The 15,559-nt window shown below is 50.7% G+C and carries 14 protein-coding genes, 1 tRNA gene and 3 pseudogenes; 15 read left to right on the top strand and 3 right to left on the bottom strand.

Annotated elements, in window-relative coordinates; genetic code table 11:
- Nucleotides 1–75: 75 nt before the first annotated feature.
- On the bottom strand, nt 76–1,533 hold the full coding sequence (pepD, locus tag N7E69_RS13550; protein WP_261743115.1) for a cytosol nonspecific dipeptidase: 1,458 nt from the start codon (nt 1,531–1,533) through the stop codon (nt 76–78).
- A 248-nt stretch (nt 1,534–1,781) separates the two neighbouring features.
- Between pepD and gpt the strand changes: the two genes are divergently transcribed.
- From gpt to crl, 3 genes are all read left to right on the top strand, one after another.
- Nucleotides 1,782–2,240 carry a xanthine phosphoribosyltransferase gene (gpt, locus tag N7E69_RS13555; RefSeq protein WP_001292018.1) on the top strand — a complete coding sequence of 153 codons (459 nt, stop codon included), beginning with the start codon at nt 1,782–1,784 and terminating at the stop codon, nt 2,238–2,240.
- 88 nt (nt 2,241–2,328) lie between these two features.
- Entirely contained in the window at nt 2,329–3,573 is a 1,245-nt protein-coding gene (frsA, locus tag N7E69_RS13560; protein WP_000189582.1) for an esterase FrsA, read from the top strand.
- A gap of 57 nt (nt 3,574–3,630) precedes the next feature.
- Nucleotides 3,631–4,032: a sigma factor-binding protein Crl gene (gene crl / locus N7E69_RS13565; RefSeq protein ID WP_000174693.1), complete on the top strand. Its 402-nt coding sequence runs from the start codon at nt 3,631–3,633 to the stop codon at nt 4,030–4,032.
- A gap of 50 nt (nt 4,033–4,082) precedes the next feature.
- Here crl and phoE read toward each other — a convergent pair whose 3' ends face one another.
- Nucleotides 4,083–5,135, bottom strand: coding sequence for a phosphoporin PhoE (gene phoE, locus N7E69_RS13570; RefSeq protein ID WP_001043667.1), 1,053 nt, complete (start codon nt 5,133–5,135; stop codon nt 4,083–4,085).
- A 283-nt stretch (nt 5,136–5,418) separates the two neighbouring features.
- Here phoE and proB point away from each other — a divergent pair, with 283 nt between their 5' ends.
- From proB to N7E69_RS13590, 4 genes and pseudogenes are all read left to right on the top strand, one after another.
- Nucleotides 5,419–6,522 (top strand): glutamate 5-kinase, encoded by a 1,104-nt coding sequence (proB, locus tag N7E69_RS13575; protein WP_001285275.1) that lies wholly within the window; start codon nt 5,419–5,421, stop codon nt 6,520–6,522.
- An 11-nt stretch (nt 6,523–6,533) separates the two neighbouring features.
- On the top strand, nt 6,534–7,781 hold the full coding sequence (gene proA / locus N7E69_RS13580) for a glutamate-5-semialdehyde dehydrogenase (RefSeq protein ID WP_000893239.1): 1,248 nt from the start codon (nt 6,534–6,536) through the stop codon (nt 7,779–7,781).
- 115 nt (nt 7,782–7,896) lie between these two features.
- A tRNA-Thr gene (locus tag N7E69_RS13585) sits at nt 7,897–7,972 on the top strand.
- Nucleotides 7,973–8,135: 163 nt separating this feature from the next.
- Nucleotides 8,136–8,360: pseudogene (locus tag N7E69_RS13590) on the top strand (Arm DNA-binding domain-containing protein); the annotation flags it as partial.
- Here N7E69_RS13590 and N7E69_RS13595 read toward each other — a convergent pair.
- A pseudogene (locus tag N7E69_RS13595) lies at nt 8,337–9,043 on the bottom strand (IS3 family transposase); the annotation flags it as partial. The pseudogenes N7E69_RS13590 and N7E69_RS13595 sit on opposite strands and share 24 nt — an antisense overlap.
- Nucleotides 9,044–9,109: 66 nt before the next feature.
- Between N7E69_RS13595 and N7E69_RS13600 the strand changes: the two are divergent.
- The 8 genes and pseudogenes from N7E69_RS13600 to N7E69_RS13635 form a co-directional block, all read left to right on the top strand.
- A pseudogene (locus tag N7E69_RS13600) lies at nt 9,110–9,475 on the top strand (diol dehydratase reactivase ATPase-like domain-containing protein); the annotation flags it as partial.
- Nucleotides 9,444–9,551 (top strand): diol dehydratase reactivase ATPase-like domain-containing protein, encoded by a 108-nt coding sequence (locus tag N7E69_RS13605; RefSeq protein WP_021294037.1) that lies wholly within the window; start codon nt 9,444–9,446, stop codon nt 9,549–9,551. The pseudogene N7E69_RS13600 and the gene N7E69_RS13605, both read left to right, overlap by 32 nt.
- A gap of 109 nt (nt 9,552–9,660) precedes the next feature.
- Nucleotides 9,661–9,984, top strand: coding sequence for a DUF1889 family protein (locus tag N7E69_RS13610; RefSeq protein ID WP_001573898.1), 324 nt, complete (start codon nt 9,661–9,663; stop codon nt 9,982–9,984).
- A gap of 341 nt (nt 9,985–10,325) precedes the next feature.
- Nucleotides 10,326–11,564 (top strand): MFS transporter, encoded by a 1,239-nt coding sequence (locus tag N7E69_RS13615; RefSeq protein WP_077906648.1) that lies wholly within the window; start codon nt 10,326–10,328, stop codon nt 11,562–11,564.
- Between the two features lie 131 nt (nt 11,565–11,695).
- Nucleotides 11,696–13,117 (top strand): 3-isopropylmalate dehydratase large subunit, encoded by a 1,422-nt coding sequence (gene leuC / locus N7E69_RS13620; RefSeq protein ID WP_001274863.1) that lies wholly within the window; start codon nt 11,696–11,698, stop codon nt 13,115–13,117.
- 1 nt (nt 13,118) lies between these two features.
- Nucleotides 13,119–13,745 (top strand): 3-isopropylmalate dehydratase small subunit, encoded by a 627-nt coding sequence (gene leuD, locus N7E69_RS13625; protein ID WP_000379339.1) that lies wholly within the window; start codon nt 13,119–13,121, stop codon nt 13,743–13,745.
- Between the two features lie 14 nt (nt 13,746–13,759).
- A complete protein-coding gene (locus tag N7E69_RS13630) occupies nt 13,760–14,638 on the top strand; it encodes a fumarylacetoacetate hydrolase family protein (RefSeq protein ID WP_000780212.1) in 879 nt (292 codons plus the stop codon).
- A complete protein-coding gene (locus tag N7E69_RS13635; RefSeq protein WP_000105592.1) occupies nt 14,638–15,552 on the top strand; it encodes an alpha/beta fold hydrolase in 915 nt (304 codons plus the stop codon). The genes N7E69_RS13630 and N7E69_RS13635 overlap by 1 nt, the downstream gene beginning before the upstream one ends.
- Nucleotides 15,553–15,559: the final 7 nt, after the last annotated feature.

Below are 15,559 nucleotides of genomic sequence, written 5' to 3' on the forward strand. Positions count from 1 at the left end.
CTTATCTGGCAATGGATACCCGATATTCCATATTGATAGCCCGTCCAGAAATGGGACGGGCATTTTAGCGCTTTCTTACTTCGCAAGAATCGCTTTCAGCAATTCGGTCAGCAGAGTCCAGTAGTGGCCGACGCTTTCGATATGTACCTGCTCATCCGGAGAGTGAGGTCCGGTAATGGTAGGCCCAATAGAAACCATGTCCATATCCGGATAGGGTTTCTTAAACAGACCGCATTCCAGGCCGGCGTGGATAATCTGGATGTTAGGTGTCTTGTTAAACAGACGCTGATAGGTTTCCCGCACCAGGTGCATGACCGGCGAGTTCGCATCGGGCTGCCAGCCAGGATAGCTGCCTTTTGCTTCGGTTTTCGCGCCAGCCAGCTTGCCCAGCGAATCCAGCATACTCACCACATAATCTTTACCGCTGTCGATAAGAGAGCGAATCAGGCAGTGAATTTCGACATTCGCATCAGACATTATGACCACGCCAACGTTCAGCGATGTTTCCACTACGCCTTTCGCCACGTCTGAATTGCGGATCACGCCGTTCGGCGTTGCGTTCAGCAGGCGCACAAAGGTATCGCGTGACGGCGCGGTCAATGCGGCTTTATCACTGGCAACCTCATTGAGTTGCAGCGTCAGGTTTTTCTCTTTTTCCGCCAGTTCGTTTTTCAGAATATCCTGGTAAGCGTTCACTAATGTTTTCAGAGCGCCTACGTTGTCTGCGGCAACGGCGAGGGTAGCGAACGCTTCGCGCGGAATCGCGTTACGCAGCGTGCCGCCGTTGAAATCGATCAGACGCAGATCCAGTTCTTCTGCGTGCCCGGCCAGAAAACGCGCCAGCAATTTGTTGGCATTGCCAAGACCGAGGTGAATTTCACCACCGGAGTGGCCGCCTTTCAGGCCTTTCAGGGTTAGCTTAAAGCACGCAAATCCTGCGGGTACAGCTTCACGGGTCAACGGCAGATTAGAGGTAAAATCAATACCGCCTGCGCAGCCCATATAGATCTCACCTTCTTCTTCAGAGTCGGTGTTGATCAGGATGTCGGCCTGCAACCAGCCGGACTGGAGGCCGAACGCGCCATCCATGCCCGCTTCTTCGGTCATGGTCAGCAGCACTTCCAGCGGGCCATGGACGACATTATCATCAGCCAGTACCGCTAACGCAGAAGCCATTCCAATACCATTGTCGGCGCCGAGCGTAGTACCGCGCGCTTTAACCCATTCGCCATCAATATAAGGCTGGATAGGATCTGTAGTGAAGTCGTGAACGGTGTCGCTATTTTTTTGCGGCACCATATCCAGATGCGCCTGTAAAACGACCGGCTTGCGATTTTCCATACCTGCAGTGGCGGGCTTACGGATCAGAATATTACCGACCTGGTCGCGATCCACGTAAAGGCCTTTCTCTTTGGCCCAACTCACAATATGTTCCGCGAGTTGCTCTTCGTGATAGGACGGGTGAGGAATAGAACAGATTTTGGCAAAAATATCCCACAAAGGTTGTGGTGATAACTGAGACAGTTCAGACACGATAAGTCTCCTTGGCGGTGGTCTGAAAAACGTTCTTACAGGCCACAGGGTTAGCGGAATTGATAACTCTTACGAGATGCGACTGAGAATACCACTTTCTCCGCCTGCGGGTAGTATAAAGCATACAAAAAGAGGCGTGGATTCCGCTAAACACTGGTTTTTAGCGCGTCAGGTCTCTATAATCTCGCGCAACTATTTCCCCCTCGAACACTTTTTAAGCCGTAGATAAACAGGCTGGGACACTTCACATGAGCGAAAAATACGTCGTCACCTGGGACATGTTGCAGATTCACGCACGCAAACTGGCGAGCCGCCTCATGCCTTCAGAACAATGGAAAGGCATTATTGCCGTAAGTCGTGGCGGCCTTGTACCGGGCGCACTACTGGCGCGTGAATTGGGCATTCGTCATGTCGATACCGTATGCATCTCCAGCTACGATCACGATAACCAGCGCGAACTGAAAGTGCTGAAACGTGCAGAAGGCGACGGCGAAGGCTTTATCGTCATCGACGATCTGGTCGATACCGGCGGCACCGCCGTCGCGATTCGCGAAATGTACCCTAAAGCGCATTTCGTCACGATTTTCGCTAAACCGGCGGGCCGTCCGCTGGTTGATGATTATGTTATTGATATTCCTCAGAACACCTGGATTGAACAGCCCTGGGATATGGGTGTGGTATTTGTACCGCCGATTTCAGGTCGTTAATCAGCAGCTTTTCAGAGCGCCCGGCAATGCCGGGCGCTGTTTTATTGGTTACAATAAGCCTCTATGAGTATCCAAGGAGGCTGCACGAATGACACAGGCTAACCTCAGCGAAACCCTGTTCAAACCCCGCTTTAAACATACTGAAACGTCTACCCTTGTCCGTCGGTTCAATCGTGGGTCGCAGCCGCCCATGCAATCCGCGCTGGACGGTAAGAACGTCCCGCACTGGTATCGCATGATAAACCGCCTGATGTGGATTTGGCGCGGCATTGACCCACGAGAAATCCTTGATGTGCAGGCGCGTATTGTGATGAGCGACGCAGAGCGAACGGATGATGATTTATACGATACGGTCATCGGTTACCGCGGCGGCAACTGGATTTATGAGTGGGCAAAGCAGGCGATGGACTGGCAGCAGAAAGCCTGTCAGGAACAGGACGCCATGCGCAGCGGACGCTACTGGCTTCATGCCTCAACGCTCTATAACATTGCCGCCTACCCGCATTTGAAGGGCGATGAGCTGGCGGAGCAGGCGCAGGCGCTGGCGAATCGCGCCTATGAAGAGGCCGCGCAGCGGTTGCCAGGCTCGTTACGTGAAATGGAATTTGCCGTTCCTGGCGGTTCGCCTGTCACCGCGTTTTTACATATGCCGAAAGGGGATGGCCCGTTTCCGACGGTGCTCATGTGCGGCGGCCTGGACGCCATGCAAACCGACTATTACACCCTGTATGAACGCTATTTCGCGCCGCGCGGTATCGCGATGTTAACGCTTGATATGCCTTCGGTTGGATTTTCATCAAAGTGGAAATTAACCCAGGATTCCAGCTTGCTCCACCAGCATGTGTTAAAAGCGCTTCCTAATGTTCCCTGGGTGGATCATACCCGTGTTGCGGCGTTTGGTTTCCGTTTTGGCGCCAATGTTGCGGTGCGTCTGGCCTATCTGGAAGCGCCGCGTTTGAAGGCGGTGGCTTGCCTGGGGCCGGTGGTCCATGCGCTACTTAGCGATCCGCAACGACAGAGCACGGTGCCGGAGATGTATCTGGATGTGCTGGCCAGCCGTCTGGGTATGCATGATGCTTCGGATGAGGCGCTGCGTGTGGAGCTCAATCGCTATTCGTTGAAAGTACAGGGGCTACTGGGCAGACGTTGTCCTACGCCAATGCTTTCCGGCTTCTGGAAAAACGATCCTTTCAGCCCGGAAGAAGAGTCTCGCTTAATTACAACATCATCTTCAGACGGTAAGCTGATAGAGATCCCTTTTAACCCGGTGTACCGCAATTTTGACCGCGCGCTGCAAGAAATTACCGACTGGATTAATCATAGATTGTGTTAATAGATTGATAAATTCTATTGATTTGGTAAAACAGTTGCTTCATTAAAGGAGATCGCAATGACGTTACCGAGTGGACACCCGAAAAGTAGATTGATCAAGAAATTTACCGCGCTTGGCCCCTATATCCGGGAAGGGCAGTGCGAAGACAATCGTTTTTTTTTCGATTGCCTGGCAGTTTGCGTCAACGTGAAGCCCGCGCCAGAGAAGCGTGAATTTTGGGGCTGGTGGATGGAGCTGGAAGCACAAGAGAAACGCTTCACTTATCGTTATCAGTTTGGTTTGTTTGATAAAGAGGGCAACTGGACCGCAGTGCCGATTAACGAAACCGAAGTGGTGGAGCGACTGGAATACACGCTACGCGAGTTTCATGAAAAGCTACGCGACCTGCTGATTTCTATGGAGCTGGCGCTGGAGCCGTCTGACGATTTCAACGACGAGCCGGTAAAACTGTCGGCATAACCCTGCTGTCATGCCTGATGGCGCAGCGCCATCAGGCACAATGCGACTTATCAGAACTGGTAGGTCAACCCTATTGCCACAATATCATCGTCATTAATGCCTAACGTGTTATCGCTATCAAGCTGATTGATTTTGTAATCTACAAACGCGGACATATTTTTGTTGAAGTAATAGGTTGCGCCAACGTCAATGTAATTCACCAAATCCTCACTGCCGACGCCCTCAATATCTTTGCCTTTTGACAGCACATAGCCTAATGACGGACGCAGACCAAAATCAAACTGATACTGGATAACCGCTTCGAAGTTTTGGGTTTTATTGGCAAATCCGCCGGAAACTGGCGTCATGTTGCGGGTTTCTGAATAGAAGGTCGCAATATAAATATCATTAGCGTCATACTTAACACCCGTAGCCCAGGCTTCGGCTTTATCGCCCGTACCGCGGCGCTGCAGATTTTGCTCCCTGGTGCGATCGGAGAGAGTATAAGCGCCGCTGACGGCAAAATCGCTGCCGCCGAAATCATAGCTCACGGATGTGCCGAAGCCGTCGCCGTTTTGCTTTTTCACATCGCGATCTTCGTTTTTCCCCTGATACTGTAAGGTAAGATCCAGTCCATCAACGATGCCGAAGAAATCGGTATTGCGGTAAGTCGCCAGCCCGCTGGCGCGTTTAGTCATAAAATTATCGGTCTGGGCGGAAGAGTCGCCGCCGAATTCGGGAAACATATCCGTCCAGGCCTCAACATCGTACAGCGCGCCCAGGTTACGTCCATAGTCAAAAGAACCGATATCTTTTAATTTCAGGCCAGCAAAGGCCAGGCGGGTTTTTTGCTGGGACGAATCACTTTCGGCTTTATTACCGGCAAACTCAGCTTCCCAGCGCCCGTAGCCGGTCAATTGATCGTTAATTTGCGTTTCGCCTTTAAAACCAAAACGAACGTAGCTTTGATCGCCATCTTTGCTGTCATAATCGCTCATATAGTGCATGGCTTTAACTTTTCCATACACATCAAGCTTATTACCGTTTTTATTGTAAACCTCGGCGGCGTGAACAGATGCTGATGCGATGATACTCACCACTATTGCCAGAGTGCTCTTATTCATTTCCATTCCTGTTTTAATTACGCGCTATGATTTGTCGGGAGACCCGGTAAAAAACAGGAAGGTTTTTAACGTTCGGTAATGAAAGATTTATGACAAAGTGAGAATTTTTTTTAAAAAAATATGTTTAATTGTTGCGGTAATAAAATGGTCAAATTCCGCCGCTACGCTTGCTGATCCTGCGCAACAAAATTTCACGCTACGCGTACAGGTTGTTGGCAACCGGAGCCAGTCCTGCTAAAACGTTCATTTGGTCTTTATTTCTTATTTTGAACGGCAGAGAATCATGAGTGACAGCCAGACGCTGGTCGTAAAACTCGGCACCAGCGTGCTAACAGGCGGATCGCGCCGCCTGAACCGTGCCCATATCGTAGAACTTGTCCGCCAGTGCGCGCAGCTACACGCCGCGGGACATCGTATTGTTATTGTTACCTCTGGCGCGATTGCCGCCGGACGTGAACATCTCGGCTACCCGGAACTGCCGGCAACGATCGCCTCTAAACAGCTTCTGGCGGCGGTAGGGCAAAGCCGCCTGATTCAACTGTGGGAGCAGTTGTTTTCAATTTACGGTATCCATATCGGGCAGATGCTGTTGACGCGTGCGGATATGGAAGACAGAGAGCGCTTTCTGAACGCCCGCGATACGCTACGTGCATTACTGGATAACCATATTGTGCCGGTTATCAATGAAAATGATGCCGTTGCGACAGCGGAAATTAAAGTGGGCGATAACGATAACCTCTCCGCGCTGGCGGCTATCCTGGCAGGCGCGGATAAACTGCTGCTGCTGACCGATCAGCAAGGATTATTTACCGCCGATCCGCGTAGCAATCCGCAGGCGGAGCTTATCAAAGATGTGTATGGCGTTGACGATGCGCTGCGCTCTATCGCGGGAGACAGCGTTTCCGGGCTGGGAACCGGTGGTATGAGCACTAAGCTTCAGGCGGCAGACGTGGCCTGTCGCGCGGGTATTGATACGATTATTGCCTCAGGCAGTAAACCGGGCGTGATCGGCGATGTGATGGAGGGGATTTCCGTCGGCACCCGTTTTCATGCGCAAGCCTCGCCGCTGGAGAACCGCAAACGTTGGATCTTCGGCGCGCCGCCGGCAGGTGAAATTACGGTTGATGAAGGCGCGACCGCGGCAATGCTGGAACGTGGCAGTTCACTTCTGCCAAAAGGCATCAAAAGCGTGACGGGCAATTTCTCGCGGGGGGAGGTCATCAGAATTTGTAACCTGCAAGGGCGTGATATTGCTCATGGCGTCAGCCGTTATAACAGTGATGCTCTGCGGCGGATAGCCGGTCACCACTCTCAACAAATCGATGCGATTCTGGGCTATGAATATGGCCCGGTCGCTGTTCATCGTGATGACATGATTACTCGATAAGGAACAGGCATATGCTGGAACAAATGGGCATTGCTGCTAAAGCGGCGTCGTATAAGCTGGCGCTGCTCTCCAGCGGCGAAAAAAATCGCGTGCTGGAAAAAATAGCCGATGAACTGGAAGCGCAAATGGAAAGTATCCTCAGCGCGAACGTACAAGATGTTGAGCAGGCGCGAGCCAATGGCCTGAGCGAAGCGATGCTGGACCGCCTGACGCTGACCCCTGCGCGTCTGAAAGCGATTGCTGACGATGTGCGCCAGGTCTGTAATCTCGCCGACCCGGTCGGGCAGGTGATCGACGGCGGTCTGCTGGACAGCGGGCTACGTATGGAACGCCGCCGCGTGCCGTTGGGCGTGGTTGGCGTTATCTATGAGGCGCGTCCGAATGTTACCGTTGATGTGGCTTCTTTGTGTCTGAAAACCGGTAATGCGGTGATTCTACGCGGTGGGAAGGAGACGTATCGCACGAATGCCGCAACCGTTCGTGTCATTCAGAAGGCGCTGAAAGCTTGCGGTTTACCGGAGGCGGCGGTTCAGGCGATTGATAATCCGGACCGTTCGCTGGTCAATGAAATGCTGCGTATGGATAAGTACATCGATATGCTGATCCCGCGCGGCGGCGCAGGCTTGCATAAACTGTGCCGCGAGCAATCCACCATTCCGGTGATTACCGGCGGGATTGGCGTGTGCCATATTTTTGTTGATAGCAGCGCAGACATCGCCCCGGCGCTGAAGATTATTGTTAACGCCAAAACCCAGCGCCCGAGCACCTGTAACACGGTGGAAACCTTGCTGGTGCATCAGGACATCGCAGAACGCTTTTTGCCTGCGCTGAGCAAGCAGATGGCGGAGAGCGGCGTGACGTTGCATGGGGATGAAACCGTCATGCAACTGCATGGCCCTGCCAAACTGGTGCCGCTGAAACCGGAAAAGCTGGATAACGAGTTTCTGTCTCTGGATCTGAACGTTGTGGTGGTCGAAAATATGGATGGCGCTATCGCTCACATTCGCGAACATGGTACTCAGCACTCCGATGCGATTTTGACGAGTGATATGCATAATGCTGCGCGTTTCGTGAACGAAGTGGATTCCGCTGCGGTTTATGTCAACGCCTCTACCCGTTTTACCGATGGCGGGCAGTTTGGGCTTGGCGCAGAAGTGGCGGTCAGCACGCAGAAATTACATGCCCGCGGTCCGATGGGGCTTGAAGCGCTTACCACCTATAAGTGGATCGGCTTTGGCGATGGTACGATTCGTGCGTAATTAATGTCGAGCGGTGCAAAAATAGCCGGTTGAGTAGCAAGGCTATTGACGCACCGCCCGGTTAGTTTTAACCTTCTACCCCGTGATTCACCCGCGTGAACACACCCTTCTCAGGGCCGATATAGCTCAGTTGGTAGAGCAGCGCATTCGTAATGCGAAGGTCGTAGGTTCGACTCCTATTATCGGCACCATCTCAAGTTCCTCAAACGTCCGTATTCATCCATAAATACACTGATTTATAACGACTTTATTGCTTTTTTGTCCATCACCGTCCGTAACCATCCAGTAGAATCCGACACTGAATGTGTATAGGATTGTGTATATGTTCCTGTTCGGTCTTGGATTCCTATCCACATGCCTTTAAACGATATGCAGATTCGCCGCGCTAAGCCTGAAACTAAAGCCTATACACTCGGAGATGGGCAAGGGTTGTCATTGCTAATTGAACCTAATGGAAGCAAGAGCTGGCGGTTCCGTTATCGTTTTGCCGGTAAGCCAAAAATGATCTCGCTGGGTGTGTATCCGACGATCACACTTGCAGATGCCAGTTCTCGTCGTGATGTCACCCACCCACTTCTGATTCGGGCCGCTGGTGTAAAAGTCCTGCTTCAGCCAATTCTCTGAGACTGGCAGATCATGTTTGCGGTAACTGACCGGACGGAACCGGCGCGAGGCTTTCGCCCGCCGCCCCTGCCGACGCAGGCTGGCCGCCACGGTTTTCACGTTGAACTGGTAACCCTGAGCACGAAGCTCATCCGTCAGGCGTGGCGCACCATAGCGTTGTTTTGCGTCACTGAATGCTTCCCGGACGACGTTATCACAGACAAGGCGGAACCGCTGACGCTGGTTTATCTGATGACGACGCTGATGCCAGACGTACCAGCCGCTACGGGCAATCTGAAGTACACGGCACATGGCTTTGATATTGAACTCAGCCTGATGTTTTTCGATGAAGACATACTTCATTTCAGGCGCTTCGCGAAGTATGTCGCGGCCTTCTGGAGAATGGCCAGTTCCTCATCCCGTTCTGCCAGTTGACGTTTCAGACGGGCGATCTCAGCGGACATCTCCTGCTCGCGTTCAGAAGAAGAGAGCTGATTTTGCTGTTTGCTTCGCCAGTTGTAGAGCTGTGATTCATACAGGTTAAGTTCGCGGGCGGCAGCGGCCACCCCAATGCGTTCAGCCAGTTTCAGGGCTTCCTGACGAAATTCAGGCGTGTGCTGCTTGCGTGGCTTTTTGGTGGTTGATGCTGGTTTTGTCATGTGAGTCACCTCTTACTTGTGAGTTTACTCACTTAGTCGCGTGTCCACTATTGCTGGGTAAGATCAATGGCCTCGCTGACCAGTCATGACATGAACGCCGTGCATATCCAGGATCTTCTTGCGGTGGATACGTTTATTCCCCGCGCGGTACAGGGTGGCATTGCCGGGGAATGTTCAATGGAAAACGCCGTTGGCATTGCGGCGATGGTGAAATCCGATCGCTTACAGATGCAGGCTATCGCCAGCGAGCTAAGCGCCCGGTTAAATACCCCAGTTGAAGTCGGTGGTGTGGAAGCCAACATGGCTGTGGCTGGCGCGTTAACGACGCATGGATGCGCCGTGCCGCTGGCGATCCTCGATTTAGGCGCAGGATCCACCGATGCCGCCATTATCAATAACGATGGCGCAGTACGGCGTTGTCGCCGGGCAGGGTAATATCCGTGGTACTGAAGGCCCGCGCAATGCGGTAGCGACCGGGCTGGTTTTAGCCGGAGAAGCCAAAAAATAGTGCAGAAAACAGCCGCGCAAGCGTTTAGCTGCGGGGTAAGTCAAAGAAAGGCGATGTTCTCTTTGATATCCCGGCGGAGTTGGGTACATAGTATCAAGGTGTCTCTCACGTGGTTAATTTTAAGGATAAGAGCATGCCAACAGCAATTGAAAAAGCCTTGGATTTTATTGGTGGTATGAACACTTCGGCGTCAGTGCCCCATTCAATGGATGAAAGCACCGCTAAGGGAATTCTAAAGTATTTGCATGACTTAGGTGTGCCAGCGAGTCCGGAAGTTGTGATGGCACGGGGTGAGCAGGAGGGATGGAATCCTGAGTTCACGAAAAAAGTGGCCGGATGGGCAGAAAAAGTCGCCTCCGGTAACCGCATCCTTATCAAAAACCCAGAGTATTTTTCGACCTATATGCAGGAGCAGCTCAAAGAACTCGTGTGAGCTGACTATCGAATAAAACGCTAACGGACGTTTCCATCTAAGGATGGCGGCGTCCAGAAGGGGTTGCCAGTGACAGTTTTGGACTGCCGATTCATTTCTTTTCGTCAAATTAATGTCTATATATTTATTGAATAAATATATAGTTCATAACTTACTACGTTGCCATTACCGCGTCATTCTTAGATGATCTACATTTCATAAAACACTTGATTCCATTTTGTCTCTATTAAGAAAAATAAAATGTGAACGCTGTCAATTCTGTAAACGTAAAAGATAAATATTGTATACACGGATGCTTGTTGGCAAACAGGCAGATGGCAATCAGGATCTTTTACGGAACATTGTGTATGAAAAATAATATTGAAGAGACAATAGGTAAGTACTTGCCTATTTTAATGATATTACCTCTGGCGGGTTTGGCAGAGTTAGCTTCTTTATATTCAATCCAGGCTTTATTACCAAAGTTAAGTGAGGTTTATAATATCCCATTGAATCAGGTAGGGATGATTTTGTCTGCTGAGGTGGGGTTTCTGGCATTAGCCATGTTATTTAGCGGCACGTTATCTGACCGTTTTGGGCGAAAGCCAATCATTTTTTATTCGTTGCTGGCAGGAGGTATTTTAACTCTATTGTGCGCAACTACATCATCATGGCCGATGCTGGTGGTATACCGCGCTTTGCTCGGCATTGCAGTAAGTGGTATTACGGCGGCCGTTACAGTCTATATCAGTGAAGAAGTCTCTCCTGCTTTGGCAGGGATTGTTACTGGATATTTTATTTTTGGCAATTCGCTAGGGAGTATGTCTGGTCGTGTGTTTGCAACTTTGATGATGGAGCATGTATCTATAGATACGATTTTCTTTATCTTCGGTGGTGTTCTGATTGCTATGGCACTCGCGGTGAAGTTGTTTCTCCCGACATCCCGACAGTTTGTTCCTACACCTTCACTACAGCTTGGTGCAGTGTTGAAAGGCGGGTTGGAACATTTTAAGAATATCCGCGTATCGTTATGTTTTGTCATTGGATTTATTCTTTTCGGCTCTTTTACGTCCATCTTTAATTTTCTGGCGTTTTACCTGCATCGACCGCCTTATGAGCTGAGCTACACCTGGATAGGTTTGATTCCAGTTAGCTTCTCATTAACTTTTTTTCTTGCGCCATATGCTGCCCGTGTCGCGTTGAATATTGGGTCGATGAATGCGCTCAGTATGCTGATTATCTGTATGATGGTCGGTGCATTTCTTACGCTAATCGCCCCTTCTCTGTGGGTTTTCATTTCAGGTATCGTTTTACTGTCAGTCGCATTTTTCTCTGCTCATTCCACCGTATTAGCCTGGGTCAGTTCACGGAGTCCAAACGCAAAAGGACAGGCGACATCGTTTTATCTGCTTTGCTACTACTCTGGCGGTGCAGTAATGGGGTATTTAAACGGGTATCTTTTCTCCTGGCAGGGATGGAATGCTATTGCGGCATCATGTCTGATGATGCTGGGGATAGGATTATTTATCTGCCGGTTTATTTTCGCAAAATATGAGAAACAACCGCAAATCAAAACACAGTCAGTTCAGGAGAGTTTCTGATTATAGACACGAAGTGTGTTTTTATACTTTCCATAATGGAATCATCATTTTTTCATTAATGTGTCACTATAGCTAAAAGCTTAAATTGTGAATATTTGGCTACCCGGATATTCGTTGCTCCAGGAATATATATGTCTGCTAAAACGCTGTATGAAAAATTAGTTGAGTCACATACCATTCGTGAACTTGATAACGAAGGACATGTTTTACTTTATATTGATCGTTCAATACTGAATGAATATACCAGCCCGCAGGCATTTAGCGGGTTAAGAGAACGCGGTCGCACCGTTCGGCACCCCGACACGTTTTTATTGAATATTGACCATGTTAATCCCACTCGGTCGCAACGGGATGTCTTAATGACCGATCCGGGAGGACAGCTACAGGTTGATTACTTTCGGGAAAATGCCGCTGACTTTGGCATCACATTATTTGATGTGCTGGATCCGCGTCAGGGGATTGAACACGTGGTTGCTCATGAACAAGGGCTAGTGATGCCTGGCATGGTGATCGCCGCCGGGGATAGTCACACGACAACCTATGGTGCATTTGGCGCGCTGGGCTTTGGTATCGGGACGTCGGAAATTGAACATCTGCTGGCCACGCAGACGCTGGTTTACCGCAAGCTCAAAACCATGCGCGTAAGTGTTCAGGGAGAGCTACCTTTCGCCTGTTCCGCAAAAGATATTGTTCTTGAATTGCTTGAACGTATTGGCGCTGATGGCGCGACCGGATATGCCATTGAATTTGTGGGTGAGGCCATCAGCGCGTTGAGCGTTGAAGGACGAATGACGCTCTGCAACATGGCGGTAGAAGCGGGGGCGCGTGGTGCCATTATTGCGCCGGATAAAAAGGTTTTTGACTATATCTACGGTAAACCGCAAATGCCTGTAGGTGAACTCTGGCAGCAGGCATTGCTGGAATGGTCACAGTTGAGCAGCGATGCTGATGCGGTATTTGATAAGACGGTGGCGATCAACTGCCATGATCTTGAGCCTAAAGTCACCTGGGGAATCAGTCCGGATCAAACAGGTTCCATCACCGGACGTGTCCCTTTCCCGGAACAGGAAACCAATCCGCTTAAGCGCCTGGCGCTTGAGAAGGCCCTTCATTACATGGGATTAACGGCTGGCATGTTGCTGAAAGATATTCGTATCTCTCACGCTTTTATTGGTTCATGCACAAATGGTCGCATTGAGGATTTGCGTGCCGTTGCGAAGGTGCTTGAAGGGCGCAAAATCGCCAGCCATGTTCGCGGGATCATTGTGCCTGGTTCAACAATGGTAAGACGCCAGGCGGAAGAAGAAGGACTGGCGAAAATCTTTATTGCTGCCGGTTTTGAATGGCGGCAGTCGGGTTGCTCAATGTGCCTTGCGATGAATGAAGATGTGTTGTCGCCCGGCGATCGCTGTGCATCAGGTACGAACCGTAATTTCCCTGGACGACAGGGCGCTGGAGCAAGAACGCATTTGATGAGCCCGGCGATGGTTGCGGCGGCGGTGGTAGCGGGGCATCTGGTCGATGTTCGGTCATTACTTCAGGCAGGGGAATAAGATGGATACGTTTAAGCAAATCAGCGGGCGAATTGCGCCGATGCTGGAACCGAATATCGACACTGATGTGATTATGCCAAAACAGTTCCTGAAAGGGATCGATCGCCAGGGGCTGGATAAAGGGGGGTTTTTCGATCGTCGCTTTATGGCTGGCGGCCAACCAAATCCTGATTTTATTCTGAACATGCCGGGCTGGCAGAGCGCGACATTCCTGCTGGTTGGCCCCAATTTTGGCTGTGGATCGAGTCGTGAACACGCCGTATGGGGATTAAAACAACTGGGAGTACGGGGGCTGATAGGTAGCACATTTGCAGGCATTTTCGATGATAACTGCCAACGCAACGGGATCCTCACGGTCTCATTAGATGAACCTGCTTTGGCGCGCCTGGCGCAGCTTGCCGCGAGTGCTGATACCAATTCTATCACTGTTTCACTCGATCGCTGCGAAATTACGACGGCAGAGGAAACGATCTCCTTTGTGATCAGTGAACTCAAACGGGCGATGCTGGCCGCAGGCGAAGATGCGATAGCCTGGACATTGCAATACTTGCCGGAGATTGAAAATTTTGAGGTTGCGCATTATTCACGGCGGCCGTGGTTAAAACGCCCTGCATCCCCGCGCGGTTAAGGAAGAAGACTGCAATGAAACTGGTTCAATATCTTGTGAACGGTGGCAAACGCTACGGCATTATGCAGGAAACCGGAATAATTGATCTCTCGCAGCGGCTTGGCGACAAATATCCCACTTTGAAATCTCTACTGTGCGCTAATGCGCTGACGGATGCGGCGTTATGGTGTGATGAGCCGGCGGATTATTACTACCAGGAAGTCACTTTTCTGCCGGTGATTGACGATCCGCAGAAGATCATCTGTGTCGGAATGAATTACGCCGATAAGCGTATTGAGTTTAATGAAACCAACCCGGCCCCAACCCTTTTTGTCCGCTTTGCGGATTCTCAGACCGGGCATAATGGCATGCTGCTGAAGCCTGAAAATACCAATGAGTTCGACTACGAAGGTGAATTAGCCGTAGTGATTGGGCGGCGATGCTCCCGGGTCAGCGCTGAGGATGCTTTAGATTATGTCGCCGGATACAGCTGCTATATGGATGGTTCAGTGAGGGACTGGCAGCATAGCTGGTTTACGGCTGGAAAAAACTGGCCTTCGACAGGATCATTCGGTCCGTGTCTGGTGACCACAGACGACATTCCCGATCCCCAGATGCTACGTTTACTGACACGACTAAACGGGCGGGAGGTGCAGAACGAATCTACGGCAAATATGATCCATCCTATCGCTTCACTCATTGCTTATATAAGCACCTTTACTCTGCTTTCCCCTGGCGACACGATCCTCACAGGGTCGCCTGGTGGAGTGGGCAAAAAACGCGTTCCACCGCTGTTTTTACACGATGGTGATGTTATTGAAGTTGAGATTGAACATATTGGAACCCTGCGCAATGTCGTCCGGGATAGCCGTTATTTAACATCATCTGTTAGCTGGCATGACGGGAGAAAGTGATGAGTACACTGATTGAATGCGGCGCCTCTCCGTTTATTCCGGGTTTTGCGCTCAAGGATGTTCGTCTGGAAAATGGTCTGACGGTAAGAGTGGCTATCGGAGGCAGCGGTTCACCTTTGGTACTGCTACATGGGCATCCGCAGAATCATACAACATGGCGGAAAGTCGCACCGACATTGGCGCAAAATCATACAGTCATTTTGCCGGATTTGCGTGGCTATGGCGACAGCGATAAACCAACGAGCGATCCGGCGCACCGTACCTATTCAAAGCGCACCATGGCGCAGGATATCGTCATGTTAATGGATGCGCTCGGCTTTTCCCGTTTTGCCTTCGTAGGGCATGATCGTGGCGGACGCGTAGGACACAGGCTCGCGCTGGATTATCCGGATCGTGTGACCTGTTGTACTTTTATCGACATTGCTCCAACCGCGACGATGTACGCCTTGACCGATAAATCCTTTGCTACGCGTTACTTTTGGTGGTTTTTCCTGATTCAACCTTTCCCGTTACCCGAAACGATGATTGCGCACGATCCGGCATTTTTTCTGCGTAAGCATATTTCTGGCCAGCTAAAAATAGAGGGCGCGACCTCGCAGGAAGCATTCAATGAATACCTGCGCTGTTACCAGAACCCTGAGATGATCCACGCGATCTGTGAGGACTACCGGGCTGCTGCGACGATTGATTTGGACGATGATGCCGCAGATACGTCGGCGCGTATCCGGTGTCCGTTACAGTTGCTGTGGGGAGGGCTGGGAACGGTAGGGCAACTATATGATGTGGTTGGTACCTGGAAAGAAAAGGCGCTAAACGTTCAGGGGGAAGCATTGCCTTGCGGACACTCCCCGCAGGAAGAGTGTCCTGAGTACTTTATCCAGAAACTTCAGTCCTTTTTACATTCAGTGTTATAACTCGGTC

Source organism: Salmonella sp. 3C (genome assembly GCF_025426275.1).
Lineage (GTDB): Bacteria > Pseudomonadota > Gammaproteobacteria > Enterobacterales > Enterobacteriaceae > Salmonella > Salmonella enterica.